The following is a 25441-nucleotide window of genomic DNA, read 5'->3' as shown; positions in this document are numbered from 1 at the left end:
CATGACGGTACGCCCGCGCGCGAGCCTGGCTCGCGCCTTCTCGACCGATCGCCTGCCGGGCTACGTTGGCCAATTGCTGCTGCTGGCCGTGGTGGCCTGGCTTCTGCGGCACGGCATCTCGAACTTCATCGGCAACGCGCGTTCGCTCGGCGTGTCGATGGGCTTCGGCTTCCTCAGGAGCGAGGCCGGCTTCGAGATTGCGCAGGCGATGATTCCCTTCGGTCCTGCTTCCAGCTACCGGGATGCGATCGTCGTTGCCACGCTCAACTCGCTGCTGGTGATCGCGGTGGGCAGCCTGCTCGCCACCCTGATCGCACTGTGTGTTGCCTTCGGGCGGCTGAGTGCGCATCCATTGATCCGCGGCGCCTCGACGCTCTATGTCGAGGTGTTTCGCAACATCCCGATGCTGCTGCAAATCTTCTTCTGGTACTTCTCCGCGTTGGCGCTGTTGCCGGGCGTGGCGGAGAGCCTGGCGTTCGGCGCGATCCTGCTGAACAACCGGGGCCTCTTCCTGCCTCGGCTGCTGATGACGCCAACCGCCGCATGGGCCTCGGGCGCGGCGTTGCTCGTATTCATTGCGTTGTTCCACGCAGTGCGCGCCGGGCTTCGCGAGCGCGCCGGGCCGCGTGTCCTCGCCGGCTGTGCCGTCGCGCTGGTGGCGCTGTGCCTCGCGCCGCTGGCACTCATGCACGGGCAATTCGGGCTCGACCGTCCGGCTGCGGAAGGCTTCAACGTGGGCGGCGGTTTCGTGCTGCTGCCGGAGCTGATCGCGCTGACCCTGGGCCTGTCGATCTACAACGGTGCCTTCCTGGCCGAGATCTTTCGCGCGGGCATCCTGTCGGTGCCGCGCGGCCAAGCCGAGGCGGCCGCCACCGTCGGCCTGACCGGCGCGCGCGCCGCCCTGCTGGTGACGTTGCCGCAGGCCATGCGCCTGGCGCTGCCGCCGGCGGCGGGGCAGTACCAGACACTGGCCAAGGCCTCTTCGCTGGCCGCCGCGATCGGCTACCCGGACATCATGCAGATCGTGGGCGGCACGGTGCTGAGCCAGACCGGCCAGGCGCTGGAGGCGATGGCGCTCGTCGTCGTCCTGTATGCGGCCATCAATCTCGTGATCGCGCTCCTGGTGAACTTCGCCAGCCGGCGACTGCTGAAAGCCGAGAGCCGTTGAGATGGAGCCGACCGCCGCGCCAACGACAGATGCTGCGCTGACGCGCACAGGCTTGCCCGTCGATCGTTTCGCGCGTTCATCCCTGGTCGATGCGCGCCCGGCGCCGGTCGTGACCGTCCCCGCGGTCACGCGCTGGCGCCGCGCATGGTTCTCCAGCCCGCAGATGACGCTGTTGCTCCTGCTGCTGGCTGTGCTCTTCATCCCGCTCGCATGGCGCTTCATCGAATGGGCCGTGCTCAACGCCCACTGGCTCGGCAGTTCGAGCCAGGCCTGCCCCGACAACCAGGGCGCCTGCTGGGCCTTCGTCATTGCGCGCTGGAAGCCCTGGCTGGTGGGCGACTATCCTTCTGGCCAGCTCTGGCGTCCGTGGGCCTGCTTCGCCGCCTTCGCGGTGTTCTGGACCTGGGTGATGCGGCGCCCGCACAGCGCCGACCTGCGCGGCGTGCTGTTCGGCTTCCTGCTTCTGCCGGCAGCCTTCTTCCTGCTGCTGCTCGGCGGTGGCCCGCTGCCTTTCGTGCCGCCGACGCGCTGGGGCGGGCTGCTGCTGACGCTCGTGGCCACGCTCGCCACCTTCGCGACGGCGCTGCCGCTCGGCCTCGCGCTTGCGCTGGGCCGCCGCTCATCGCTGCCGGTGGTGCGCTGGCTGTGCACGGCCTTCGTCGAGGGCATGCGCTCGGTGCCGCTGCTGGTCGTGCTGTTCATCGCGGCCACGCTGCTGCCGATGTTCCTGCCCACGGGATGGAAGCCGGACCTGTTCCTGCGCGCACTGGCGGCCTTCACCCTCTTCAATGCCGCCATGGCCGCCGAAGTGTTTCGCGGTGGACTGCAACTCGTCGGCCGCGGCCAGATCGAGGCCGCCACCACCATCGGGCTGGGCCGCGCCGCGACACTGGCCCTGGTCGTGCTACCGCAGGCCGTGCGGGCCGTGGTGCCGGCGCTGGTGAACATCATGATCGCGGTGATCAAGGAGACCACGCTGCTGTCGGTGATCGGTGTCAACGATTTCCTCGGCGCGGTGGAGAACGGCGCCAAGTCGCCCGACTGGACCGGCGACTCCAACATCCTCACATCGGGCCACGTCTTCCTGGCCCTGGCCTACTTCCTGGTCTGTTATGGACTCTCGCATTACAGCCGCCGCCTCGAGGGCAAGGGCTGATCGCATGACACCCGCAATGACGACGACGATTTCCGGTGCGACGAGTCCGCCCATGGTGCGCATGGACGGCATCAACAAGTGGTACGGCGACTATCACGCGTTGCGCGACATCAACCTGCTGGTGGCTCCGGGCGAGCGCATCGTGGTCTGCGGCCCTTCCGGCTCAGGCAAGTCGACGCTGGTGCGCACCGTGAACCTGCTCGAGCCTTTCCAGCAAGGAAGGCTGCATGTCTGCGGCGTTGACGTTGGAGCCGATGCGATCACGCGCGCGGCCCGGCTGGCGCTGAACCGGCGCGTCGGCATGGTGTTCCAGCAGTTCAACCTGTTTCCCCACATGACCGCGTTGCAGAACCTGACCGTCGGGCCAGTGTGGGGCCACGGCGTGAGCCGCCGCGAAGCCCACGAGCGCGCGATGCACTACCTGGAGCGGGTCGGCCTGCTGGCCCACGCGCACAAGCATCCCGCGCAACTCTCGGGCGGCCAGCAGCAGCGCGTCGCGATCGCACGCACCCTCTGCACGCAGCCGCAGGTCGTGCTGTTCGACGAGCCCACCGCATCGCTCGACCCCGAGATGGTCAACGAGGTGCTGCAGACCATGGAAGGCCTGGCCGGCGAAGGCATGACCATGATGATCGTCACGCACGAGATGGGCTTCGCGCGGCGCGTGGCGGACCGCGTGATCTTCATGGACCAGGGACAGATCATCGAGACCGCGGCGCCGGACGACTTCTTCGACAGGCCGCAGAGCCCACGGCTCAAGGCTTTCCTCGGCCAGGTCCTGCCGCACTGAACAGCGCTTTCTCTTTTTCAATTCCAACAACACACAGGAGACCCGGCTCATGCCCGTGATCGACGTCCACACCCACATGTTCACCACCCGATGGCTTGAACTTCTCAAGAGCGAAGGCGGCATCTACAACATCCAGACCCGCCCCGATGGCCAGAAGGAGATCTTCCGCGGCAACACGCCGGTGGTGCTGCCGCAACCGGGACACTTCGACTACGACCTGCGCATCAAGCACATGGATGCCGCGGGCATCGACATCTCGATCGTCTCGCTGACCTGCCCCAACGTGTACTGGGGCAACGAGGACGTCAGTTGCCGCGCCGCCCGCGAGTCGAACGACAACATGGCCCAGGCGCAGGCCACCTACCCGGATCGCATCCGCTGGTTCACCTCCCTGCCCTGGGAGTACCCGCAGCGCGCGATCGAGGAACTCGACCGCACCTGCCGAAACGGTGCCTCGGGCGTCATGGTGCTTGCCAACATCGCCGGGCGCAGCCTGACCGATCCGATGTTCGCGCCGATCTGGGCCGAGATCGACAAGCGCGGCCTGCCGGTGCTGGTGCATCCGACCGATCCGCCCGGCGTCGACATGATGGACATGACCAAGTTCGACCTGAGCTGGTCGGTCGGTTTCATGTTCGACACCACGCTGGCGTTCACGCGGATGATCTTCGAAGGCTTCTTCGACCAGTACCCCAACCTCAAGATGATCGCCTCGCACGGCGGCGGCACCCTGCCCTACCTGGTCGGCCGCTTCGAGAAGGGCGATGAGGTCGAACTCGCGGTTCGTCGCCAGATGAAGCGCAAGCCGACCGACTACCTGCGCCACATCTACTACGACTGCATCACCTACGACCCGGGCGCGCTGCGATACCTGATCTCGGTGGTCGGTGCCGACCACGTCATGTTCGGCACGGATTGGCCGCACTGGGTGCACGACACCAAGGGCTCCTTCGCCAACACCGGAGCCTTGCCGCAGGCGCAGTGCGAAGCGGTGCGCTCGGGCAACGCGCAGCGGGTGTTCGGACTGTAGGCACGCGGCTGAAGTGAGGCCGCGGTGGCGGTTCTCGATGAACCATCGGCCCTGCCGGCATCTGGCTGTTCTCCATCCCCGACCCCGGCGCCCGCGCCAGGCAGGACCACGGCGGCTTCCCGAGCAGCAGGTGCACTCCGAAACAGGCATCGGCGCGGAAGGCGCTTCCGGCCACTGACAAGCAGGTCGAACGGCGCGATCATCGGCGCCATGCCCAATGCGTTCGACTTCACGGCCTCGCCCTTCGACTGCCTGGATGCCACCGAACAACGCCTGGTTCGCGACAGCGTCGACATCGCCTACTTCCGCGAAGGCGAGACGCTGCTGGCGCCCGGCATCGAGCCGCTGCATCTGTTCGTCGTCATCAAGGGGCACGTGTCGCAGTTCGATGGCCATGAATTCATCGCCAGCTTCGGCCCCAGGGACTGCTTCGACGGCCGTGCGCTGGTCGCCGGCCGCGCCAGCAGCCGCTTCGTCGCCGCCGAGGAGGTGCTGGCCTACCAGTTGGCCAAGGCCACCGTCAACGACCTGATCGCGCGCAACGCGGGATTCGGCGCGCTGCTGTTCTCCGAACTGTCGAGCAAGCTCGGCGCCCTGTCGCAACGCCACAGCCAGCGCGAAATGCAGGCGCTGGCGATGTCGCGCGTCGAGGAAGCGTTCCTGCGCCCCGCGCACATCGTCGAGGGCGGCACCAGCATCGTCGAGGTCGCCCGCGTGATGCAGGCGAGGCATTCGAGCAGCGTGCTGGTTCGCGATGGCGAGCGGCTCGGCATCTTCACCAACACCGGGCTCCAGCGCGCGGTGGTCGACGGCCGGCCGCTCGCCGACTGGCCGGTGCGCGAGACGGCGACGTTCTCGCTGGTGTGCATCGCGCCCGATGCGCCGCTGTTCGATGCCCTGGCACTCATGATCCAGCACCAGGTGCACCGCCTCGTCGTGGCCGAGGGCAGCAGGATCGTCGGGCTGCTGGAACAGCTCGACCTGTTGAGCTTCCTGTCGAACCACTCCTACCTGATCACCGTGCAGATCGCGCGGGCGCAAGACCTGGATGCCCTGCGCATCGAGGCCGGGAAGATCACGCGCTTCATCGCGCTGCTATACCGCGGCGGCACGCGCGTCGGCCAGATCGGCAGGCTGGTGCAGGCGCTCAACGCCAAGCTGTTCGAGCGCGCCTGGCAGTTGATCGCGCCGCCGGAACTGCTGGCTGACAGCTGCCTGTTCGTCATGGGCAGCGAAGGCCGCGGCGAGCAACTGCTCAAGACCGACCAGGACAACGGACTGATCCTGCGCGATGGCTGCGGCGTGGATGCAGCCGTCGTCGAGGAGGCCTGCAGCCGCTTCTCCGCGGCGCTGCGCGACTTCGGCTACCCCGACTGCCCGGGCGGCATCATGGTCAGCCGTCCGGCCTGGCGGCACAGCGCGAGCGATTTCGCGGCTGTCGTGCGCCACTGGCTGCAGCAGCCCGACGCCGACGGCCTGATGGCGCTCGCGATCTTCATCGACGCGCATGCCGTGGCCGGTGACGCGGCGCTGCTGGCCGGCGTGCACAACCAGGTCGACCGCCTGGTCGCGTCCGACGACGCCTGGCTCGCGCGCTTTGCCGCCGCGATCGATGCCTTCCCCGACGCGGGTGGCAGCTGGTGGAATCGCCTGCTGCTCGGCGAACACGACACGCACGCACTCGACCTGAAGAAGGCGGGCATCTTCCCGATCGTGCACGGCGTGCGCAGCCTGGCCCTGCGCGAGCATGTCCAGCCCACCGGCACCACGGCCCGACTCGACGCCCTGGTCGCGCTCGGCCGCCTGTCGCAGGCGTTCGCGAACGACCTGGCCGACAGCCTGCATTTCCTGATGGGGCTCAAGCTGGCGGCCGGCCTGGCCGAACTGGATGCCGGCCATGCGGTCAGCGGCTCCATCTCGACCGGCCAGATGAGCAGCCTCGAGCGCGACCTGCTGAAGGATGCGCTGGCCGTCGTCAAGCGCTTCAAGGTGCTGCTGCGGCACCAGTTCCACCTGGAAATGGCATGACGCCGCGCTGGCTCGGCGGACTGCGCCGCCGCTGGATGCTGCAGCACCTGGCGGATGCGCGCTTCTCCTTCATGTACGACGCGCCCCCGGAGAACGAGTGGGTCACGCTGGACTGCGAGACCACCGGCCTCGACCCGCGGCGCGATAGGATCATTTCGATCGGCGCGGTACGCATCGTCGGAAACCGCCTGCTGACCAGCCAGCGCCTCGAACTGCTGGTGCGGCCCGAGCGGGCATTGAAGAGCGAGAGCGTGCTGGTGCACCGGTTGCGCGAGCAGGACGTCGCCATGGGCATGGACCCGGCGGCTGCGATGCGCCGCGTGCTGGAGTTCATCGGCAGCCGGCCGCTGGTGGGCTACTACCTCGCGTTCGATGTCGCCATGCTCAATCGCGAGATCTGGCCCATGCTCGGCGTGCGTTTGCCACAGCCGAAGATCGAGGTCTCGGCGATGTACTACGACTACAAGAGCCGGCAGTTGCCCGCGCACGAGCGCGGCGGCACGATCGACCTGCGCTTCTCGACCATCATGAACGAGCTCGGGTTGCCACTGCGCGATGCGCACGATGCGCTGAACGACGCCGTGATGGCGGGGCTGGCTTTCGTGAAATTGCGCAACATGAGGTAGTCACGGCCCTGGTCACAGCAATTCATCGAAGACCCGCCGGTCTGCGAAGGCCCGGTCTCCGGGGCATATCGCGGCTTGATGCGGTGTGCCTGCACCCAATGGAAGGCGGCGAGCACTCAAGCCAATCGTCCGGAAATGCGAAGTTCACGCCAACAGAATGCAGTGCGCGCCTCTCTGTCGATCCGTACTATTGCGCGATGCATTGTTCTGCCGCGTCCGCGGCCATCGAGATCGCATGTCCACCCCCACTTTTCGCCAGGCTGTTTCACTGGACGGCGCACGCTGCTACGAGATCGAAAGCACGGCGTACGAGGGCGGCGAAGCCGCCACGCTGGCCAGGATCGGCCTGCGGATCGCCGAGTACCCGGAAGGCTTCCTGATCATGGAACTGGACGGACGAGTTATCGGCTTCATCAATAGCGGCTGCGCCGATAGCGTCGTGATGTCCGACGAGTCGTTCAAGGAACTCGTGGGACACGACGCCGCTGCTCCGAACGTCGTGGTCATGTCGGTTGTCATCGATTCGGCCTATCAAAGCCGCGGTTTCGCGACCATCATGATGCGGACCTTCGTCGAGCAGATGCGCCAGGCGGGGAAGAAGACCATCCACCTCATGTGCAAGCAACGACACGTCGATCTGTATACCCACCTGGGCTATCGTTACATGAAGCCCTCCCCCTCGGATCACGGCGGAATGTCGTGGCACGAGATGATCATGGACCTTTGAGGACAGGTGAGGCTCCAGCCATGCTCGCGAAATCCCGAGCGCAGGCGGCTTTTCGTACATCGTGGACTACGCGGCCACCCGGTGCCGAAGAGGCTTCGAACGTTAGCGCGGTCGCTCTCACGCATCTTCTACAGTGCAGCAGCCGGACCTACAGGCAGCGAACCCGGCTCGGTCCTTCGCAGCCGCCGCGCTCCAAAGCCGGCCCTCAGCAGACCGACGAGCCCACTCCTTCCGCGGGGTCTTCCAGGTGTTAACGGGCTGGGCGCTGGCAGACCATGCGGCCGGTCTTCTTGTCCCAGTGACACTTCTTGGCAGCGGCGCAGGCGCTCGCAGGCGCCAACACGGCCAGCCCGAAGGCTGCGACGAGGCCCACGAGAACTAATTGCTTGAGGTGTTTCACGTCGGCCACTGTACCGCATGCCATGGGTGTCGACGGCCGGTGAGAACGTCCGCGGGCAAGACCCGCTCTGGCCAAACCCACCCCCGCACACGAATTGCATCCATCTCCGAAAAGGAGCCCAATCCGCACTCGCCTCGCCGACGCCTGCGCGGGTGGGCGACCTCTTGGGAAACTGCAACCTGCACGAGCGGATGTGATGAACCTCGACCCTGCCCCTCCCGTCGCCCTCGTGGTGGACGATGAGCCGGTGACTCGCCTCATGGTCAGGCGGGCACTGGAAAACCTTGGCTGCTCCCCCGTGCTGGAGGCCGCCGACGGCATCGCGGCGCAGCAAGTCCTGCGCGCGCACCCGGAGGTCGCCCTGGTGCTGACCGACATCATGATGCCGCGCATGGACGGCCTGGAACTGCTGCGCTGGGGACGACAGGCCGTGCCGGATGCCACGTGGATCGTCCTGTCGGGGCTGGAGACCTTCGACTCGGCGCTGGCCGCGATCCGGCTCGGCGCATTCGACTTCCTGCCGAAGTCGCCGCAGACCGAGGAGATGGGGGTCGCGGTGCGCAACGCGCTCGAGCGACGCCAACTGCTGGCCGAGCGCGAGCGCCTGCACCTCGCGTTGCAGCGCAAGGTGCGCGAACTCGAGGAGACTTCCGAAGTGCTGCGCCGCGACCTCGAGCGGGCCGAGGTGATCCAGCGCGCCCTGCTGCCGCGCAGCCCGCCGCCCATGGAAGGCTATTGCATCCACGCGGTGTACCGCCCGGGGCAGCATGTGGGCGGCGACCTCTACGACGTGGTCCGGCTGGGCGAGCGGCACCTCGCCTTCTACCTGGCCGACGCCACCGGCCACGGCGTGACCTCGGCGATGCTCTCGGTGCTGTTCAAGCAACGGCTGGTGCTGGCGGACCCGGCGACGGGCCTGGCGCTGCCGCCGGCTGAAGTGCTGGCCGCGGTGAACCGCTCGATCTGCGAGGCGCACGCCGCGCCGGGGCTGTTCCTGACGGCCGTCTTCGGCCTGCTGGACACCTCGGATTCCAGCCTCACGCTGGCATCGGCGGGCCATCCGCCCGTGCTGCACGCGCGCGAGGGCCAGGAAACGCGCATGGTCCGCCGCACCGGTCCCGCTCTCGGCCTGGCGCCGGACTCGCAGTTCGGGCAGGAGCGCCTGCAGCTGCTGGCGGGCGACCGGATCCTCCTCTACACCGACGGGCTGCTGCCGTCCGGGTCGCAGCGCGAGCTGGAGCTGCTGCAGGAGGTGCTCGTCAACCCGCTGTCGAGCGCGCAGGAAATGATGGCGCAGCTGCACGCCAGCGCGCCGGCGGGCGCGGACCGCGACGACGTGACCATCCTGCTCATCGACGCGCACGCCGGCGCGTCCTGGTTCGACAACGGCGCGGAACTTCCCGCGGCGGCGGCTGCAACAACCTGCACGCCGCGGCCCGAGGGCGACGAGGTGGTGTTCTATGGCGAAACGGACCATGCCGCCTGGCTCGCGCTGCGCGGGCGCGCCACCTGGATGCACTGCGACGCCTTCCATGAAACCGCCCTGACCGTGCTGGACGGAGGACGGCCGCTGGTGCTGGACCTGTCCGGCTGCGAATACATGGACAGCACCTGGCTCGGCACCGTGCACGAGCTGGTCGCCCGGGGCGGCGTGGTGCTCGCGGGCGTGACGCCGATCGTGCACGGCCTGTTCGAGGAGTTGAGCATGCAGCAGGTGCAGGCCGCGATCCGCGACGACATCCCCGCCGGCCCCACGCTCTACGCGCTGGGCGCGGGCGGCGACCTGGCGTCTGTGCAGAAGCGCATCCTGCAGGCGCACGAAGCCCTCTCCGCGCTGAGCGAACGCAACCGCGAGGAGTTCAGGGAGGTGGTCGAGTCGCTGCGCAGCGAACAGGAAGGATCGCGATGAGCACCGCCGCCATCCGCGTGCTGCACCTGGAGGACGACCCGGACGATGCGCAGCGCATCCGGGCGACGCTCCAGGAGGAAGATCTTGCCTGCGACATCGCCTGGGTCCGGACCACGGAAGACTTCGTCGCCGCCCTGCAGCGGCAAGCCTTCGACCTGGTGCTGTCCGACTATGAAGTCGGCGGACTGGAGATGCCTCGACAGGTGCGGCAGCGGTGGCCGGATCTTCCGCTCATCGTGATTTCGTCCGGCCTGATGACCGAGGAAGAAGCGGTCGAATGCATGAAGGCCGGCGCCACCGACTACGTCCTCAAGCTGCGCGTGCGGCGGCTGGGTTTCTCGGTGCGACGATCGCTCGCCGAACAAGGGCAGAAGGCGGCGCTGCGCCAGGCGGAACACGACCTGCGTGCCCTGAACACCGAGCTGGAGGCCCGCGTGCACACACGCACCGCCGAGCTGGAAACTGCCAACGCGTTCCTCAACTCGGTGATCCATCACATCCCCTATCAGTTCATGGTCAAGGACGCGGTCGACCTGAAGCTGGTGCGCGTCAATCGCGCCCTCGAGGAACTGACCGGGCTCAGCGAGAAGGAGCTGATCGGCAAGACGGTCCACGAGTACGTCGGCACCAGGGAGGAAGCCGACTTCTTCACGGCCAAGGACAAGGAGGCGCTGGCGCTCGGCCGGGAAGTGGACATTCCCGAGGAGACCCTGCATGCCAACGACGGCAGCGTGCGCGTCCTCCATGCGAAGAAGATCCCGATCCTCGACGAGACCGGCAAGCCGCGCTTCCTGCTGACCATGTCGGAAGACGTGACCGAGCGGAAGAAGAAGGAGCGCGAGATCGAGCAGCTGAACGCGGCCCTGTCGCAGCGCAGCGCCGAGGTGGAAGCCGCCAACCGCGCCAAGAGCACCTTCCTGGCCACCATGAGCCACGAGATCCGGACGCCCATGAACGGCATCCTGGGCATGCTGGAACTGCTGAGCCTGACCGAGCTGGATGCCGAGCAGCGCGAGACGCTGGGGCTGGTGCGCGAATCGAGCCGCTCGCTGCTGCGCATCATCGACGACATCCTCGACTTCTCGAAGATCGAGGCCGGCAAGCTGGAGGTCCGCCCCGAGGTGGTCTCGATCAAGCGCCTGATCGAGGAGGTGCAGAGCATCTACCTGGGCAATGCAAGCAGCAAGGGGCTGATCGTGCGGCGCATGGTCGACCCGCGCATCAGCCCGGCGCTGCGGGTCGATCCGGTGCGCCTGCGCCAGATCCTCAACAACTTCGTCAGCAACGCGATCAAGTTCACGGCCGAGGGCTGGATCGACATCAACGTGCAATTCCTGGGGCGCAAGGACGGACAGGAAAGCCTGCGCTTCGAGGTGAAGGACACCGGCATCGGCATCTCGCCCGAGAACCAGCAGCGCCTGTTCCAGCCGTTTACCCAAGCCGAGGGCGACGAGGCGCGGCGACGGCCGGCCGGCACCGGGCTGGGACTGGTGATCTCCCGCCAACTCGCGCACATCATGGGCGGCTCGATCAGGCTGGACAGCGAGCCCGGCAAGGGCTCGACGATCACGCTGGAATTGACCTTGCCCGTCGCCGAGCCTCCCTCGGGCAGCAGCGCCGACGGCGCGGGCGCGCCCACGGTCGCGACGGCCGCGCGCCGCGTGGCACCCGGCACCGCGCAAGCCGAGGCGGAAGGCACCCTGGTGCTTCTGGTCGACGACCACCCTGTCAACCGCATGCTGATCGCGCGCCAGGTGCGAACGCTGGGCTATGCCGCCCAGACCGCCGACGACGGGGTCCAGGCCTTCGCGTTGTGGAAGACCGGTCGCTTCGGACTGGTCATCACCGACTGCCACATGCCCCACATGGACGGCTACGAACTCGCGCGCGCCATCCGTGCGCTCGAAGCCGGCACGGGACAAGCGCGCGTGCCGATCATTGCCTGCACCGCCAACGCGCTGCAGGGCGAGGCCGAGACCTGCCTCGCCGCGGGCATGGATGATTTCCTGGTCAAGCCACTGGAACTGGCCCAGCTGACCGAGAAGCTCGATCGGTGGCTGCCGCTGCCTCGCGCGCCCTCGCCGCCCGGCGCCTCTCCAGGCGCCGGTCCGGGCGCGGAAGCCGCCCTCCTCGACAGCCCGATAGACCAGGCGCTCCTCACCGCGAAATGCGGTGGCGATGCGTCGATGGTGAGCGAGGTTGTCGCAGCCTTCCGGCGAACATGCGAGGACGACTCGGCCGGACTCCGGCAGGCGCTGGCCACCGACGACGTCCCCCAAGTCACGCAGTTCGCGCACCGCATGGCGGGCGCCAGCAAGATGGTGGGCGCACTCGCATTCGCAACCGCTTGCGGGAACATTGACAGGGCCAGCCGCGTCGGCGATTGGGAGGCGGTTCTGGCCGCGATGCCGGCGTTCGAGCGCGAGCGGATGCGGTTGGCGGAGTACTTCGAGGGGCGGGAGCAGACAGCTTGAGCGCCTGATCTGCCCCTCATGTCGTGCCATTCACAGCGAGAAGTCCGGGGTTGTGACGGGCAATCCGGCCGTGACAGTGTGATCGGCGCGGTTTCTCGATTTCCGAACTGTCTCTGATCTGCGCTCCGCATCCCGCTGCCAACAGGTCTGATCCCATAGGTCTTGGGATAGCGTTCTTGCGGCCAGGCATCTGCCCGGCTGTTTGATTCAAAGGGAGTAAAAAAATGGCAGAAGCTACAGACGCAGACAACGCAGCAGTCCGAGACCTCACAACGATTTCTTCAAGTTCGCCGCAGTTCCAGTGCCATGGGATGGCGTCGTCGACGATGGAGTGGCAAACGTCTTCGCCAACATGTACAGGGAGACGGTGAAATGCTCCAACGCGATGGCTTTGGTTCCAACGCCAGCCATGGGACCGACCAACATCAAATGGCTGGCGACACAGTTGGGTGGCGCAATCTTCAGCACAGCGCGAAGCAAGTTGGACATCAAATGCGCGCGGAAGGTCGTTCATGATTACCGAACCGATTTCGATATGGCACGCATGGGTGTTTCATCGCTGAGGTTTGCGCGGTGGTCCTGAAGTCTGCTTGCGTTGGCGCTCTGTGGGCGCTCGCTCGCTGCGGGGGCATCCCATGCCGCAACCCTGCGCACGCAGGAGTGGCCCGCGCCGCGTCACTGCGGCGACTGCGTAGGCTTCCAGTTCGGACGCCTTGAAATGCAGTTGCCGCGGTCGCAAGTCAGCAAGATATTCATCACGGGCAATGAATCTCCCTCGGTCGGCTTTGTGCCCGCGGGCGGGGATGAACGCGCTTCCTATAGCTGGCTGACACTGGACCATGCCCGCTTGCGCGACAGGCACGCGAAGCTGGGCCTGCTGGAGAAGCACCCCATCACGAGCCCCGAAGGCTATCTGGACGCGCTGGGCACTTCACCCGCCTCGGATGACGCGCCCCTGCAACTTGCACGCAAGGCGGAGCGCATCGATCGTGCAAAGAGCTTCACCAAGACAACGAAAGGCGGCTTGGCCGTCTATTTCGTGGATGCCGCGGAACCTGGGGACCGGCGGCTGTATTTTGCGATCCGCGGGGATAACTCGCTCTACGTGCTGGCTGGCGCTTTGCCGCGGGCATTCGTGAACGCGCTGCTTTCCAGTTTGCGTGTGAAAGACCCCTGACTACACGCCCGCATGCTGGGGATGCAGCGACCTTCCCTTTTGTGCAGGCCTGTGCGAAGGCTGTAAGCCCCGCAAAAGTCCACTGCAAACCACCCCGCGGCAGTAGCATGCCTCGCCACTCCCCAAAGGACTCCCATGGACCCCCTCCTCGGATCGATTCAGCTGTTCGCCTTCAATTACGCCCCAATAAACTGGGCGTTGTGCGACGGATCGCTGATCCAGATCGGGCACAACACAGCGCTCTATTCACTGCTGGGGCCCACGTATGGCGGCGATGGCATGAGCACCTTCGCCTTGCCCAACCTGAAGGGCAAGGAGCCGGTTCCGGGTTCCGTTTACTGCATCTGCGTGGCAGGCGCCTACCCGTCGCGGCCATAGGCGCCAGCATGCCGGCCTGCTCCGGTACCATGCGGGCATTCCTCCGCATCCGCCTGACCATCACCGGCTCCATGATCTGCCTCACCAAGTACCCCGCCGCCCTGCTGTTCGGAATCGCCCTCGCCGGCTGCGGCGTGGTGCCGAACGACGTTATCCACCTGCGCGACGGCAACCTGCGCGCGTCGACCTACAACGGGGCCTCCACCTATTGCGAGCAAAAGCAGTTGAATGCTCGCATGCTGGGCAAGGCGCCGGGGGACACCGGCGTCGATTTCCGTTGCGAGTGATAACAGGCTCAGATCCGATGCAGCGCAGAAGGTGTGAAGATTCCGTAGCGAGGGCGCCGAGGTCGGGTTGAGGAGCGGAACCGTACTCACGTACGGTGAGCACCGCAGACCCGAGATCGGCGTCCGCAGTAGGAAGATTCATACCTTCTCACCACTTGTTGCGCAGCTCGCGCAGCTTGACGAACACCGTCTTCGCATCCGGATGCTCCGGCAGATCCGGAAACTCCGCCCGCAGCACCGCGATCACGCTCGGGCTGGCCAGGCGCAGGAAGGTGTTGAACTGCTTCTCCTCCTGCATCGTCGTCACGCGGGCCTTGGCCGGGTCCTGTGCCGCCACCTCGGGCAACAGCGCCTTCGCAGCCGCGTTGTCGGGCTCGCGCGCCAGCGTGAAGCGCAGGTTGTTCTCGATGTAGTCGTGGCCCGGATACACGCGGGTGTTGGCCGGCAGCTTCGCGAGCTGGTCGACGAAGGTGCTGTACAGGCTGTCCGCGCTGCCGCCGTTGTGGACGTTGCCGGCGCCAGCGTTGAACAGCGTGTCACCGGAGAACAGCGCCGGCTGCTCGGTGTGGGAGCGCAGGCAGATGTGGCACATCGTGTGGCCGGGCGTGTCCATGCACTCCAGCTCGACCGTCTTGCCGACCTTGATGATGTCGCCCGCCTTCACGCCGCGGTCCACGCCTGCGATGCGCGAGCCCGACTGGTGATGCGCGATGACCTTGGCGCCCGTTGCCGCGACCACGGCCTCGTTGCCGCCGGTATGGTCGTGGTGCTCGTGGGTGTTGAGGATCTGCGTGATGTCCCAGCCCTTGTCCCTGGCTGCGGCCAGGCACTTCTGGTGGTCCAGCGGGTCGATGGCCAGCGCCTCGCCGGTCTCGGGGCAGGCGATCAGGTAGTTGTAGTTGCGGTAGGCGTTGCCGGTCCAGATGCGCTCGACGATCATGGGGTTGTGCTCCGAATTTGACGGCGATCATGCCATCGGGTGGGGTGCGGTGCACGTGTGGGGCCCGACCCTCACCCCAACCCTCTCCCCGGAGGGGAGAGGGAGTCAGACGCGCCCCTCGCCACTCAGGCAGGCGTGCCAGTCTTCGCGGCCGTCCAATGCTCCAGCTTCTCGCGCGCGCCATTCTTCGCCGGGTCCATCATCTCGTCGTGGTTGGCCCGCTTGGCGCACAGCTCGATCACGTAGCCATTGGGGTCGCGGAAGTAGATCGAGTCGATGATGCCGTGGTCCGACGGGCCGCGGCATTCCATGCCCTTTTCGCGCGCCTTGGCCATCATCGGCTGCAGCACCTCGGTGCCGACCTCCAGCGCGATGTGCAGGTCGAAGTCGTGCTGCGCCTTGAACTCGAAGGGCATGTCGTCGACCTCGAAAAAGGCCAGGTGTGAGCCGTCGTCCAGCTGGTAGAAGGTGTGCAGCGCGTGCGTCTCGCGGCCGGTCTTGGTTTGGCCCAGTTCCAGGGTGGTCACCAGCGGAAGGCCCAGGAAGTCTTCATAGAAGGCGCGCGTCTCTTCCGAGTCGCGGCAGCGGTAGGCGTTGTGATGCAGCTTGCGGATCATGGGGCACTCCTTGGATTGAACGGCGCGCTCAGACGGCCAGCATCGGCTTGCTCTTGAGCGAAGCCGCATAGCCGTCGATCACTTCATAGACCTTGGCCCAGGTCTTGAGCGCTTTCATGCGGCCGAGCCAGGCCTTCACGTTCGGGAACGCGGCGAGGTCGCTGCCGATCACCTCGGCCAGCGCCACATACGCCACCGCGTGGTAGTCGGCGATGGTGATGTCGTCGCCGCACAAATACTTGTTGCCTTTGCCCAGCACGTTTTCGTCCAGCACCTTCAGCCAGCCTTGCGCGCGTTCGCGACCGCGCTCCAGCGTCGCGGCCTGGGCCTCGTCGCTGCGGCGCTTGTGGGTGTCGAAAATCTGCGGGTAGACCAGGCCGTAGACCAGGTCGATGCACAGCTGCGTGTTGACCCAGTCCATGCGCTCGTTGACGCGGGCGCGCTTCTGCAGGTCCTTCGGGTAGGCCGGCGAATCGATCTTGTCGGCCAGGTACTTGAGGATGGCCGAGTTCTCGGTCAGCACGAAGTCGCCGTCCTCCAGCGTAGGGATCAGCTTGTTCGGGTTGAGGCCGGTGTATGGCGGCTTCACGTGCTCGCCGGTGAAGATGTCGACCACCTGCATTTCCAGCGGAATGCCGCTCTCCGCGGCGAACAGCATGACCGGGCGGCTGGTGGTGGAGATCGGGTGGTAGTGGAGCTTCATGGGTGTTTGCCTCGCAATAGTTGCCTGTGTCGTCCGCGCCCGGCCAGACAATAGGCGCTGCCGCAGCGGCTGTCCATGCGCACTGCCGCAAATCGTCGAGCCGCGCGAAAAACGAAGAGCCGCCCCATGCCGCGAACGAACGCGCCGCACGACAAATTACCGACAATCCAGCCATGACCCTTCACACCTGGTTGCTCTACCTCGTCGCCGCCACCGGCCTGTCGCTCACGCCCGGCCCCAACAGCCTGCTCGTGCTCACCCACGGTGCGCTGCACGGCCATCGCAAGACACTCTTCACCGTAGCGGGCGGCGCCATCGGATTCGTGGTCCTGATTGCGTTGTCGATGCTCGGCATCGGCGCGCTGCTCCAGGCATCGGCGCATGCACTGATCGTGCTCAAGTTCATTGGCGGCGCCTACCTGATCTGGCTCGGTATCCAGCTCTGGCGCGCACCGGCCATCCAGCTGCGCGCCGATGCCTCGACCGCCGACACCCGCGGCGCCACGATGTTTCGCCAGGGCCTGCTGACGGCCGTCTCCAACCCGAAGGCCCTGCTCTTCTACGGCGCCTTCCTGCCGCAGTTCATCGATCCGGCACGCGAGCTGGCCCCGCAGCTCGTGATCATGGCGGTGGTGTTCGTGACGATCGAGGTGATCGTGGAGTACCTGCTCGCGCTGCTGGCGCACCGCATCCGGCCATGGCTGGAGCGCGCGGGGCGCAACTTCAACCGCGTCTGCGGCGGCATGTTCGCTGCGATGGGCGTGGCGTTGCCGATGACCCGGTAGTCGGCTTGGTGCGTCGCGCGGGGTCCATCTGGCAACCGGTCGACAGGCGCAGCGTTGGAAGTGATCTGACGTGCCGTAATCAACGCGACCGCACAACTATTACGTTTGCTTCCGCCAAAACTGGAACTCTTCGAACAAAAAGCAGAGCGATGCAAGTTGAGTGGCGCGACGCGCCACTTTCCTCCCACGGATGGGTGAGCCACCGGCCCCGCCGCCCTTTCACAGTTCACCCGCCTTGCCTAGACTGAATTGCTGCCTTGAGGGAACGCTCTCCAGGCACCGATCAAGTCGCCATTTCAAGGAGGTGAAACACCATGTCCACTGTTCGCGACGACGCACGCAAGCTGCTCGATTCCGTCCTGCCCGGCAACACGGTCATCACATCGAACGGCGCGACGGCTTCCAAGTACACGGAGATGACCGGGCTCTCGCAGAAGGTCATGTCCGAGAACTGGGCCAGGGGCGGCATCATGACCGGCTGCAACGGCTTCACCGGCTGGTACGGCGCAAAGATGGGCTCCAAGACCTACCTCGGCGGCTTCGACCTGGAAGGGATCGTGAAGAAGGCCGGCAAGCCGGGTTCATGGGTGCTGTCGAGGCAGAACAACCGGCCCGCGTACGGCGACATCCTGCGCCATGCCTCCTTCCACGTGGACGTGTGCCTCGGTTTCGATGGGGATGTGCTGCTGCGCGCGGCCGGCGGCCAGGGTGGCAAGAGCATGGGCTGCGACGTGATCAAGCGCGTGCGCGGCACCGGCCCCTATGACTTCAAGAAGCTGGTGGGCTGGATCGATATCGACACCTACTTCGATGCCGCCACATCGCCCTCCGCCGGCGACGCCGCGATGTCATGGCTGTACGGCTGGTGGAAGGTCTGGGACGGCAGCGACTATTACTACTACTTCTTCCCGAACGGCAGCGTGCAATACACCAGGACGCAGCCCACTTCGGGTTCGCCGCCGCCGGCGCATCCGCTGAACACCGGCACTTGCACCTATGCGGCGCCCGCCACGCTGGTCATCGACTGGAACCCCATGGACGGCGGCTCGACGCGAGAGACCTTCTACAACGCCTACGCCCGCGCGACCAGGATGAACGCGACCTCGAACCGCTATTCGCCGCTCGTCGCCACCCGGATCAACTGAAGCCGATGACTGGGCGGCTCGGGCGCCCAACGACGTTCTTCCAAAGTCGACGCAAGTTATCGACACCACCGGCCGTGGAACTCCAAAGCGTGGCATCGCCGACCAGCAGGCTGCCGGCAAAGACGCCCGGTCTTGCCTGCAACAAGGCGTCAAAGTCGGTTCGGCCGCCTTGCACAAACGAGTGCGGTGGGGCCGCCGTGTCGATGCGCTGACGGGCCAGCACGTCCAGCTTCCCGCCGCCATCGCCAACTCTCCTGAGATGCGGGAGGTGGGGATGCGCGTTGAAAGTCGTGACACCCTCAAGGATGCCAAGGTGATCGAGGTCTCGTTCGATCTTGATCGGCGCCGGTGACCCATCTGCCTGCGCAGCAGGGCGCAGACCGAAGAGGTTCTCCACGGGAACGCCGAGTCCGGACAGCAGCGACCTGGCGAAGCCGCCAAAGCGTTGCTGCGGCGGGATTGTCTTGTCGCCGTGATGCAGGAACTCCTGCAACTGGAGATCCCTCAGAGCGGCCTCCGATGCTTCATCCGCGTGGCCGATGCTGTGGTGAGGGCAAACAAAGACCAGGTTGTCCGTCCGCTCAAGAAACTCGGCGACACCAGCGATCTCCTCGACGCTTGCCTGCTGCGCCGTCCGGATCGAATCAAAGCTGATGACGATCAGCGTGTCGATGGATCGCAGGAACTCATTGCCAAGCGGCGTGTGCCGATCGTCGTGGCCACCGCGCTCGATCTCCAGCGTGCGATGGCCGGTCTCGCGGCTGGCGAACTCCGCAAATTCGACGAAGTTCTTCTTCAGGATCTGGTCCAGAAAACCTTCGATCCCCTGGTTGAAGCGCTCAGGGTCGGACAGCTCGCTGAAGCGCGGGTACAGCATCCGACGGCTCTCGAACAGCGCCGGGAATCGATTCTCCAGGACGGCCAGCGGCGCGCTGACTTCCATCGACCTGTCCCATGCGTAGTAGACCGCCACCTTGCGACCGTTCATGTTTGAACCCCCATCCGACAGGCCATGTCCATCCCGATTGGAGCCACCGCTCGGTGCGACAGACTAGGACTCGCACGACGTCGCGTCAACGTCGAGACGAGGTGAATCGGGGTACCCCGCTCCCATTCGGGGCACGAGACTGGCCAGCATTGCGAACATTCGTGGACGTATCGTAGGATGCCCCGCATGCCGAAGAGGATCGAGAAGTCCGAGAGATTTACGCCTGCCAGCATCGTTCGCCAGCGATCTGCGTGCGCGCTGTTCTTGCCAATGATCCCGCTGGCACTGAGCGGCTGCAGCCAGCGTGGGGCGCCATCGTTTGCACTGTTCGGCGCCTACTTTCCCGCGTGGATGCTGTGCGCATTCCTCGGGATCCTGGCTTCCATCTGCGCGCGCGCGGTGTTCGTCGCGACGGGCCTGTCCTCTGCCCTTCCGTTGCAGCTTTTCGTGTGCACGGCGACAGGGTTCTCCTTTGCGCTGCTCGCCTGGCTGCTCTGGTTTGCCTGAGCGCATGAAGGCCGCAGGAATCCACCGCCCTCCCCTCTGGGGAAAACTGGCGTCCGCGGCGATCATCGCGATCGCGATCGGCCTCGGGATCTATGTGGCGCACCGGCACGCCAGCATGCCGTCGACAGACGATGCCTCGATCGATGCCGACATCGTCCACGTCGCCTCGGTCGTCGGTGGCCGGATCACCGAGATCGGGGTCGCGGAGAACGCAAGCGTGGCCAAGGGCGACCTGCTTTTCCAGATCGATCCGGAGCCCTATCGGCTGGTCCTGACACAGGCGCAGGCGGAACTCGCCTTTGCCAAGGCCACGCTCGAGACGCAGCGGCGCGTGCTGTCGACGCAGCGCTCCACCGCCGTCGTTGCCGGCGACCAGACCCGGCGCGCAGCCACCAATCTCGAACATGCCAACCGCACGGTCGATCGGCTCCGGCCGCTCGCCGCCAAGGGCTATGTGCCGGACCAGCAACTCGACCAGGCACAGACCGCGCAGCGCGACGCGGCGACTTCGCTGCGGCAGGCGCAGGAGCAACAGGCTGCGGCCGGTCGCGCGGTCGACACCGATGCGGCCGCCGAGGCCGCTGTCCATGCGCGCGAGGCCGCGCTCAGCATCGCGCGGCGTGCACTCGAGGACACCACGGTCCGTGCGCCGCACAGCGGGCGCGTCGTCGGCCTGACCGTGTCGGCCGGCGAGATCGTCGCGCCGTCCCAGTCGCTGTTCACGCTGATCAACACCGAGGAATGGTTCGCGGTCGCGAACTTCCGCGAGAACGATCTTTCAGCCATCGCCGAAGGCGACTGCGCCACGGTGTACTCGATGCTCGATCGCAGGCAACCCATCAAGGGCGTCGTGCAGGGGATCGGCTATGGCGTCCTCGACAGCGGCCGCATCAACCTGCCGCGCTCGCTGCCCTTCGTCGAGCGCTCGCTCAACTGGGTGAAGGTGGCCCAGCGCTTTCCCGTGCGCGTTCGCCTCGAAGAGCCGCCCGCCCGGCTCGTGAGGCTGGGCGCCACCGCCGCCGTAGAGGTACAGCATGGCCGCGCGTGCAAGTGAGCCGCGGCCGGCAGCGTCTCTCGCGAGCTTCCTCGAACTGCTGGCGCCGTCACCCGGCAGGCTGGAGTTCGCGCTCAGGCTGGCGCTGATCTGCGCCCTGGCGACGCTCGTTGCGCAGACCTACCAGACCCCCGAGGCCGCGCTCACCGCCTACGTCGCCTTCTTCGTCATGAAGCCCGACCGCGCCAGCAGCGTGATCATGAGCCTCGCGATCCTGATATTGATCACGTTGATCATCAGCTTCGTGCTGGTCATCTCGACGGTGGTGATCGACTACCCGCTGTGGCGCGTGGCAGCCATGGCGGTCCTGTCCTTCGGCCTGCTCTTCATCGCCACTGCAAGCAAGCTGCGGCCGATCGGCGGGATCCTCGCGCTGGTCGTGGCCTATGCGCTCGACCTGCTGAGCAACGCGCAGATCGGCGAACTGGCGACCCGCGGCCTCCTCTATGCGTGGCTCTTCGCGGGCATTCCGGCCAGCGTCTCGATCGTCGTCAACCTGCTCGTCGGCCCGGCGCCGCGACGCCTTGCGGAGCGCGCGCTGGCGCATCGGCTCGCTGTCGCAGCGGACGTGCTCGCGACGTCCGCGGCGCGCAGTCGGGAAGTCCTTGGCGAGTGCCTGGCCGAAGGATCGGGCGAGATACAGAAGTGGCTGAAACTGGCCGCGGCAGAAAAGTCGTCCGCTGCCGCGGACATCGCCGCGCTACGGCTAGCCACGGCTTCCACGACACAGATCCTCCTGCTCGTCGACCTGGTCGAACGCAGCGCCGCCGGCACGTGGCCGCCCCCGCTGCGCCATCGCGTGGCGGGCACGCTCGAAGAGATGGCTTCGGTCCTGCGCGCCGGAGGGTATCCGGTGGAGATCGCGCTCCCGCTCGAAGACACCGAGCCAGCCTTGCCGCCCGAGGGTGCCGCGATCCTGGCGGAAATGAAGGAGGCTCTGGCGCACTTCGCCGAGCCGCCCTTGCCGGAGGCGCCACCGCCCGAGCACCCGCCCACGCCAGCGCAGCCGCAGCCTGCGGGTGGCTTCTTCCTGCCTGACGCCTTCACCAACCCGGAACACGTCCAGTACGCACTCAAGACGACCGCTGCGGCCATGTTCTGCTACGTCGTCTATACGCTGCTCGAATGGCCAGGCATCCACACGAGCCTGATCACCTGCTACATCGTTTCGCTCGGCACCGCGGCCGAGACCGTCGAGAAACTGACGCTGCGGATACTGGGCTGCCTGGTCGGTGCCGCCGCCGGGCTCGCGACGCTCGTCTTCGTCATGCCCGGCGTGACCTCGATCAGCGGCCTGCTGGCGATCGTCTTCCTCGCCGCGCTCGCGTCGGGCTGGGTCGCGGCCGGCACGCCCCGCATCGCCTACGCCGGGTTCCAGATCGCATTCGCCTTCTTCCTGTGCGTGATCCAGGGCGCCGGCCCCGGCTTCGACATGGTGGTCGCACGGGACCGGGTCGTCGGCATCCTGTTCGGCAACCTGGTGGTCTATGCGGTGTTCACGGCCATCTGGCCGGTCAGCGTGGCGCGGCGCATCGATCCTGCCATCGCGTCTGTGCTGCGCCAGCTGAGCGCCATGATCCTGGCCGCCGGCCATTCGAAGCGCTACGCGATCGCGGGTGTGGCCCACGCCACCATGGGCACCCTGCGGCAGGACATGGGGCTCCTGCGCTATGAGCCGGGCAGCATCCGCCCGGCCCGGGACTGGCTGGCTGCCCGGACCCAGGCAACACAGGAGATCGCCGATCTCCAGGGCCCGCTGCTCCTGAGCGCCTCCCTCGATCCGGTGCAAGCCCACAGGATCGCCCATCGGCTCGACCGACTTGCCGATGGCGACGGCGATCGGCAAGCCGCTTCCGGCGTGGGCATCGGCTCGCCGTTCGCAGCCTGGCGCCAGGACCTGCCTGACATCCCCACGCGCGCCATGCGTCGGCGCATCGATGCCCATCTCCTGTCCCTGGAGCAAGCCCTGGTCCATGAATCCAGCGAAGGCCAGGATGGGAGGGCCGACCATGCGCCGGCTTGAAGGCGCCATCACATGCGCCTTGTGCGCGGCCTGGTTGGCCGGTTGCGCCACGTCGGCACTCGAGATGGCGCCGCCGCAGCCCGACCGGCCCTGGACGCCGGCCATCACCTCCGAGGGCGAGATGATCGCCGGCCAGAAGGGTGCGGCCGATGCGCCCACTGGCGGCTACGTGCTGCCCGCCAATCCGGCACTGGCGGTTTTCCCCCCGGGGCCCGCGATCGACGAGACCAGGGACTACACCCTGCCCGAGCTGATCGACCTCGCGCAATCCAGCAACCCGCAGACGCGCATCGCATGGAACGACGCGCGTCGTGTCGCACTCGCCGCCGGCATCGCTGAAAGCACCTACCTGCCGCGGATCACGGCGAGTGCCGTGGGCGCCTACCAGTCGAGCAGCAGCAACGACTCGGTGCTCGGGTTCAGCGGCAACGGCAGGGAATCCGCGACCGGCGTCATCTCGGCGGTTTCGCTCGTGTGGCTGCTGTTCGATTTCGGCGGCAGGGCGGCCATCGTCGAGGCGGCAAAGCAGGCATCGCTGGTGTCGAACATCGCCTTCACCGCGGCCCACCAGCAGGTCATCTACGACGTCAGCCTGGCCTTCTACGCCAACGCCGCGGCGCGCACGCGCCTCGCGACGGCGACGCAGTCATTGAAGAACACCGAGTCCGTGCAGGCCGCTGCCGAAGACCGGCGCAAGCATGGCATCGGGACCGTCGTCGAGGTGGCCCAGGCGCGCCAGGCCACGGCACAAGCCAATCTCGCGCTGGTGCAGGCGACCGGCGGAGCGCAGGACGCCCATCTGCGGCTGGTGACGGCCATGGGCATCTCGCCGTTGACGAAGATCAGGATTGCCGACGTATCAGACCGCCAGTTGTCGCCAGCGATGGCTGCCTCCGTCGAGAGCATCGTCTCGGAAGCGTTGTCGCGGCGCCCCGACGTGCTGGGCGCCTACGCCGCTCAGAAAGCCAGCCTCGCGAAGGTGCGCGCGGCGGAGGCGGAGTTCAAGCCGAAGATCTTCATGTCGGCCACCGGCGCCTACAACTCGGGCAACCTGGACGTGACGGCGCTGCCCTCCATCGGGCAGCAATCCCCGACCGTCAACATCAACGGCAAGCGCCTCGGCGGCACGGTCTTCGCGGGCGTGACCATCCCGCTCTACGACGGCGGCACGCGCGATGCAATGCTGGCCCAGGCCCGCGCCGACGCCGACAGCGCCGAAGCCCGGCTCACGCGCATTCGCGAGGAAGCGGTGCGCCAGATCGTGCTCGCGGACAACGCCCTGCGCACCAGCCTGGCCGCCCACGACGCCTCGAAGGCGCTGGTGTCGGCCGCGCAGACCACCTTTGATGCGGCACTCGGCGCCTATCGCGGTGGGGTCGGCTCCATCACCGATGTGAACCTGGCGGAAACGCAGCTGCTGCTGGCCAGAAACGTGCGTGCCGACGCCTACAGCACGGCGCTGTCGGCGGCGGCGACGCTCGCGCTGTCCACCGGCGCCCTTGGCAGTTCACGCCCATAGACGACTGCTCATCGCCGGTCAGGCTCTCACTTACGACAGCCCCAGCGCGCGAGCCTCTTCCTCATACGCCGGATACGACGCCTTCATCACCGCCCCATTGAGGATCATCTCCGCCACCGCCTCGCGCGAGCCCGCCTCGAAGACCCTCGTACGGATCCAGACCGATTCGGTGCGCGCACTCTCGCTCAGCGCGATGATCTCGCGCTCCAGCTCGTAGGCCTGGTCAACGAACAGCGGCCCCTTCAGCAGGCGGATCTCCTGGCCCGCGAACAGCCCGACGGCCGGCTTGCGCCCGCTCAGCCCGGCCTCGGCGGAGGTTGCGCCGAGCAGCACGCTGATCATCTCCATCGGGATGATCGGCCGGCCCCAGGGCGACTGGCTTCCGGTCTCGCGTGAATACCAGGCGCAGGGCTCGGTGATGACCTTCAGCTTGTCGGCGAGCGTGAACGGATAGTGGTCGCCCATGTGGTCGTCGAAACCCATGCGGATCTTCTCGACGGCCGCGCCGCGCTGCCCTACCTTGAGGTCGCGGTTGATGACCAGCCCCGTGGCTGGCCGCAGCTTGGCGATGCGTTGCTGGATCTCGTGCGGCAGGCCATTCGCGTCGCCGACCGAAGCCGAGCCCGTGAGCACCGGCGTGCCGTCGTGCTTCTCGGCCCAGATGCGGACGAAGCGTGCTTGCGACGGCGTCGATTCGACGAAGGCGCGCACCTCCTCGCCCTCCACCACCATGTTCTGGTAGTGCGCGCTGATGCAGCCCGTTTCGAACCAGGCCTGGCCGAACACCTTGTAGAGCAGCGGATCGAACTGGCTGAAATGCGTCGGTCCTTCGATCGGTCCCGCGCGCAGGCCCAGCCCCTCGGCCATGGCGTCGTCGTGGATGGACTTGTGGCCGTCGTAGCGCTGGTCGGCCAGCATCTGGCGGGGCTGGCGCAGGTGGCCGCAGAGGAACGGGGATTCGGTGAAAGCTTGGCTCATGGGTGGGTGGGTCCGGCTGGGTCGAAGGGATC

The 25441-nt window shown here is 66.7% G+C and carries 22 protein-coding genes and 1 pseudogene; 18 read left to right on the top strand and 5 right to left on the bottom strand.

Going from position 1 to position 25441, the window contains the following annotated elements:
• Position 1: 1 nt before the first annotated feature.
• The 12 genes and pseudogenes from HB681_RS33180 (at position 2) to HB681_RS33125 (ending at position 14150) form a co-directional block, all read left to right on the top strand.
• Positions 2–1168: an ABC transporter permease subunit gene (locus HB681_RS33180; RefSeq protein WP_213959144.1), complete on the top strand. Its 1167-nt coding sequence runs from the start codon at positions 2–4 to the stop codon at positions 1166–1168.
• Position 1169: 1 nt separating this feature from the next.
• Entirely contained in the window at positions 1170–2324 is a 1155-nt protein-coding gene (locus tag HB681_RS33175) for an amino acid ABC transporter permease (protein WP_213959143.1), read from the top strand.
• A gap of 16 nt (positions 2325–2340) precedes the next feature.
• Positions 2341–3114, top strand: coding sequence for an amino acid ABC transporter ATP-binding protein (locus HB681_RS33170; protein WP_275946423.1), 774 nt, complete (start codon positions 2341–2343; stop codon positions 3112–3114).
• A gap of 49 nt (positions 3115–3163) precedes the next feature.
• Positions 3164–4144, top strand: coding sequence for an amidohydrolase family protein (locus tag HB681_RS33165; RefSeq protein ID WP_213959142.1), 981 nt, complete (start codon positions 3164–3166; stop codon positions 4142–4144).
• A gap of 210 nt (positions 4145–4354) precedes the next feature.
• Positions 4355–6172, top strand: coding sequence for a DUF294 nucleotidyltransferase-like domain-containing protein (locus HB681_RS33160; RefSeq protein WP_213959141.1), 1818 nt, complete (start codon positions 4355–4357; stop codon positions 6170–6172).
• Positions 6169–6798 carry a 3'-5' exonuclease gene (locus HB681_RS33155; protein ID WP_213959140.1) on the top strand — a complete coding sequence of 210 codons (630 nt, stop codon included), beginning with the start codon at positions 6169–6171 and terminating at the stop codon, positions 6796–6798. The genes HB681_RS33160 and HB681_RS33155 overlap by 4 nt, the downstream gene beginning before the upstream one ends.
• A gap of 235 nt (positions 6799–7033) precedes the next feature.
• Positions 7034–7525 carry a GNAT family N-acetyltransferase gene (locus HB681_RS33150; RefSeq protein ID WP_213959139.1) on the top strand — a complete coding sequence of 164 codons (492 nt, stop codon included), beginning with the start codon at positions 7034–7036 and terminating at the stop codon, positions 7523–7525.
• A gap of 596 nt (positions 7526–8121) precedes the next feature.
• The gene (locus tag HB681_RS33145) at positions 8122–9834 is read left to right on the top strand and encodes a SpoIIE family protein phosphatase (protein WP_213959138.1); all 1713 of its coding nucleotides are present in this window, start codon (positions 8122–8124) and stop codon (positions 9832–9834) included.
• Positions 9831–12308 (top strand): response regulator, encoded by a 2478-nt coding sequence (locus tag HB681_RS33140; RefSeq protein ID WP_213959137.1) that lies wholly within the window; start codon positions 9831–9833, stop codon positions 12306–12308. The genes HB681_RS33145 and HB681_RS33140 overlap by 4 nt, the downstream gene beginning before the upstream one ends.
• A gap of 718 nt (positions 12309–13026) precedes the next feature.
• The gene (locus HB681_RS33135) at positions 13027–13485 is read left to right on the top strand and encodes a hypothetical protein (RefSeq protein WP_213959136.1); all 459 of its coding nucleotides are present in this window, start codon (positions 13027–13029) and stop codon (positions 13483–13485) included.
• Between the two features lie 135 nt (positions 13486–13620).
• Positions 13621–13791, top strand: a pseudogene (locus tag HB681_RS33130) (tail fiber protein); the annotation flags it as partial.
• Positions 13792–13871: 80 nt separating this feature from the next.
• Positions 13872–14150, top strand: coding sequence for a hypothetical protein (locus tag HB681_RS33125; protein WP_256735196.1), 279 nt, complete (start codon positions 13872–13874; stop codon positions 14148–14150).
• Positions 14151–14298: 148 nt separating this feature from the next.
• On the opposite strand, the gene HB681_RS33120 is transcribed toward HB681_RS33125, so the two are convergent.
• From HB681_RS33120 to HB681_RS33110, 3 genes are all read right to left on the bottom strand, one after another.
• Positions 14299–15090 (bottom strand): hydroxyacylglutathione hydrolase, encoded by a 792-nt coding sequence (locus tag HB681_RS33120; RefSeq protein WP_213959134.1) that lies wholly within the window; start codon positions 15088–15090, stop codon positions 14299–14301.
• A gap of 125 nt (positions 15091–15215) precedes the next feature.
• On the bottom strand, positions 15216–15707 hold the full coding sequence (locus tag HB681_RS33115; RefSeq protein WP_213959133.1) for a VOC family protein: 492 nt from the start codon (positions 15705–15707) through the stop codon (positions 15216–15218).
• Positions 15708–15735: 28 nt separating this feature from the next.
• Entirely contained in the window at positions 15736–16410 is a 675-nt protein-coding gene (locus HB681_RS33110) for a glutathione S-transferase family protein (RefSeq protein WP_213959132.1), read from the bottom strand.
• A gap of 173 nt (positions 16411–16583) precedes the next feature.
• On the opposite strand from HB681_RS33110, the gene HB681_RS33105 reads away from it, so the two are divergent.
• Positions 16584–17195 (top strand): LysE family transporter, encoded by a 612-nt coding sequence (locus tag HB681_RS33105; protein ID WP_213959131.1) that lies wholly within the window; start codon positions 16584–16586, stop codon positions 17193–17195.
• A gap of 314 nt (positions 17196–17509) precedes the next feature.
• On the top strand, positions 17510–18340 hold the full coding sequence (locus HB681_RS33100; RefSeq protein ID WP_213959130.1) for a hypothetical protein: 831 nt from the start codon (positions 17510–17512) through the stop codon (positions 18338–18340).
• Here the strand turns inward: HB681_RS33100 and HB681_RS33095 are convergent.
• A complete protein-coding gene (locus HB681_RS33095) occupies positions 18333–19328 on the bottom strand; it encodes a hypothetical protein (RefSeq protein WP_213959129.1) in 996 nt (331 codons plus the stop codon). The genes HB681_RS33100 and HB681_RS33095 overlap by 8 nt on opposite strands.
• 270 nt (positions 19329–19598) lie before the next feature.
• Here HB681_RS33095 and HB681_RS33090 point away from each other — a divergent pair, with 270 nt between their 5' ends.
• Genes HB681_RS33090 through HB681_RS33075 form a run of 4 tightly spaced genes read left to right on the top strand, consistent with a single transcriptional unit; the run spans position 19599 to position 24431 of the window.
• Positions 19599–19835: a YtcA family lipoprotein gene (locus HB681_RS33090; RefSeq protein ID WP_256735197.1), complete on the top strand. Its 237-nt coding sequence runs from the start codon at positions 19599–19601 to the stop codon at positions 19833–19835.
• Between the two features lie 4 nt (positions 19836–19839).
• Entirely contained in the window at positions 19840–20889 is a 1050-nt protein-coding gene (gene mdtN / locus HB681_RS33085; protein WP_213959127.1) for a multidrug transporter subunit MdtN, read from the top strand.
• Complete coding sequence (locus HB681_RS33080; protein ID WP_213959126.1) at positions 20870–22912, top strand: FUSC family protein; 2043 nt, start codon at positions 20870–20872, stop codon at positions 22910–22912. Before mdtN ends, HB681_RS33080 begins: the two co-directional genes overlap by 20 nt.
• Positions 22899–24431, top strand: a complete 1533-nt coding sequence (locus HB681_RS33075; RefSeq protein WP_213959125.1) for a TolC family protein — start codon at positions 22899–22901, stop codon at positions 24429–24431. Before HB681_RS33080 ends, HB681_RS33075 begins: the two co-directional genes overlap by 14 nt.
• Positions 24432–24461: 30 nt before the next feature.
• Here the strand turns inward: HB681_RS33075 and HB681_RS33070 are convergent, their stop codons facing one another.
• A complete protein-coding gene (locus HB681_RS33070) occupies positions 24462–25409 on the bottom strand; it encodes a hypothetical protein (RefSeq protein ID WP_213959124.1) in 948 nt (315 codons plus the stop codon).
• Between the last annotated feature and the right edge of the window lie 32 nt (positions 25410–25441).

The sequence above is a fragment of the Variovorax sp. dw_954 genome, assembly GCF_018449755.1.
Taxonomy (GTDB): domain Bacteria; phylum Pseudomonadota; class Gammaproteobacteria; order Burkholderiales; family Burkholderiaceae_C; genus Variovorax.
This window is presented reverse-complemented; position numbering and strand designations above follow the sequence as displayed.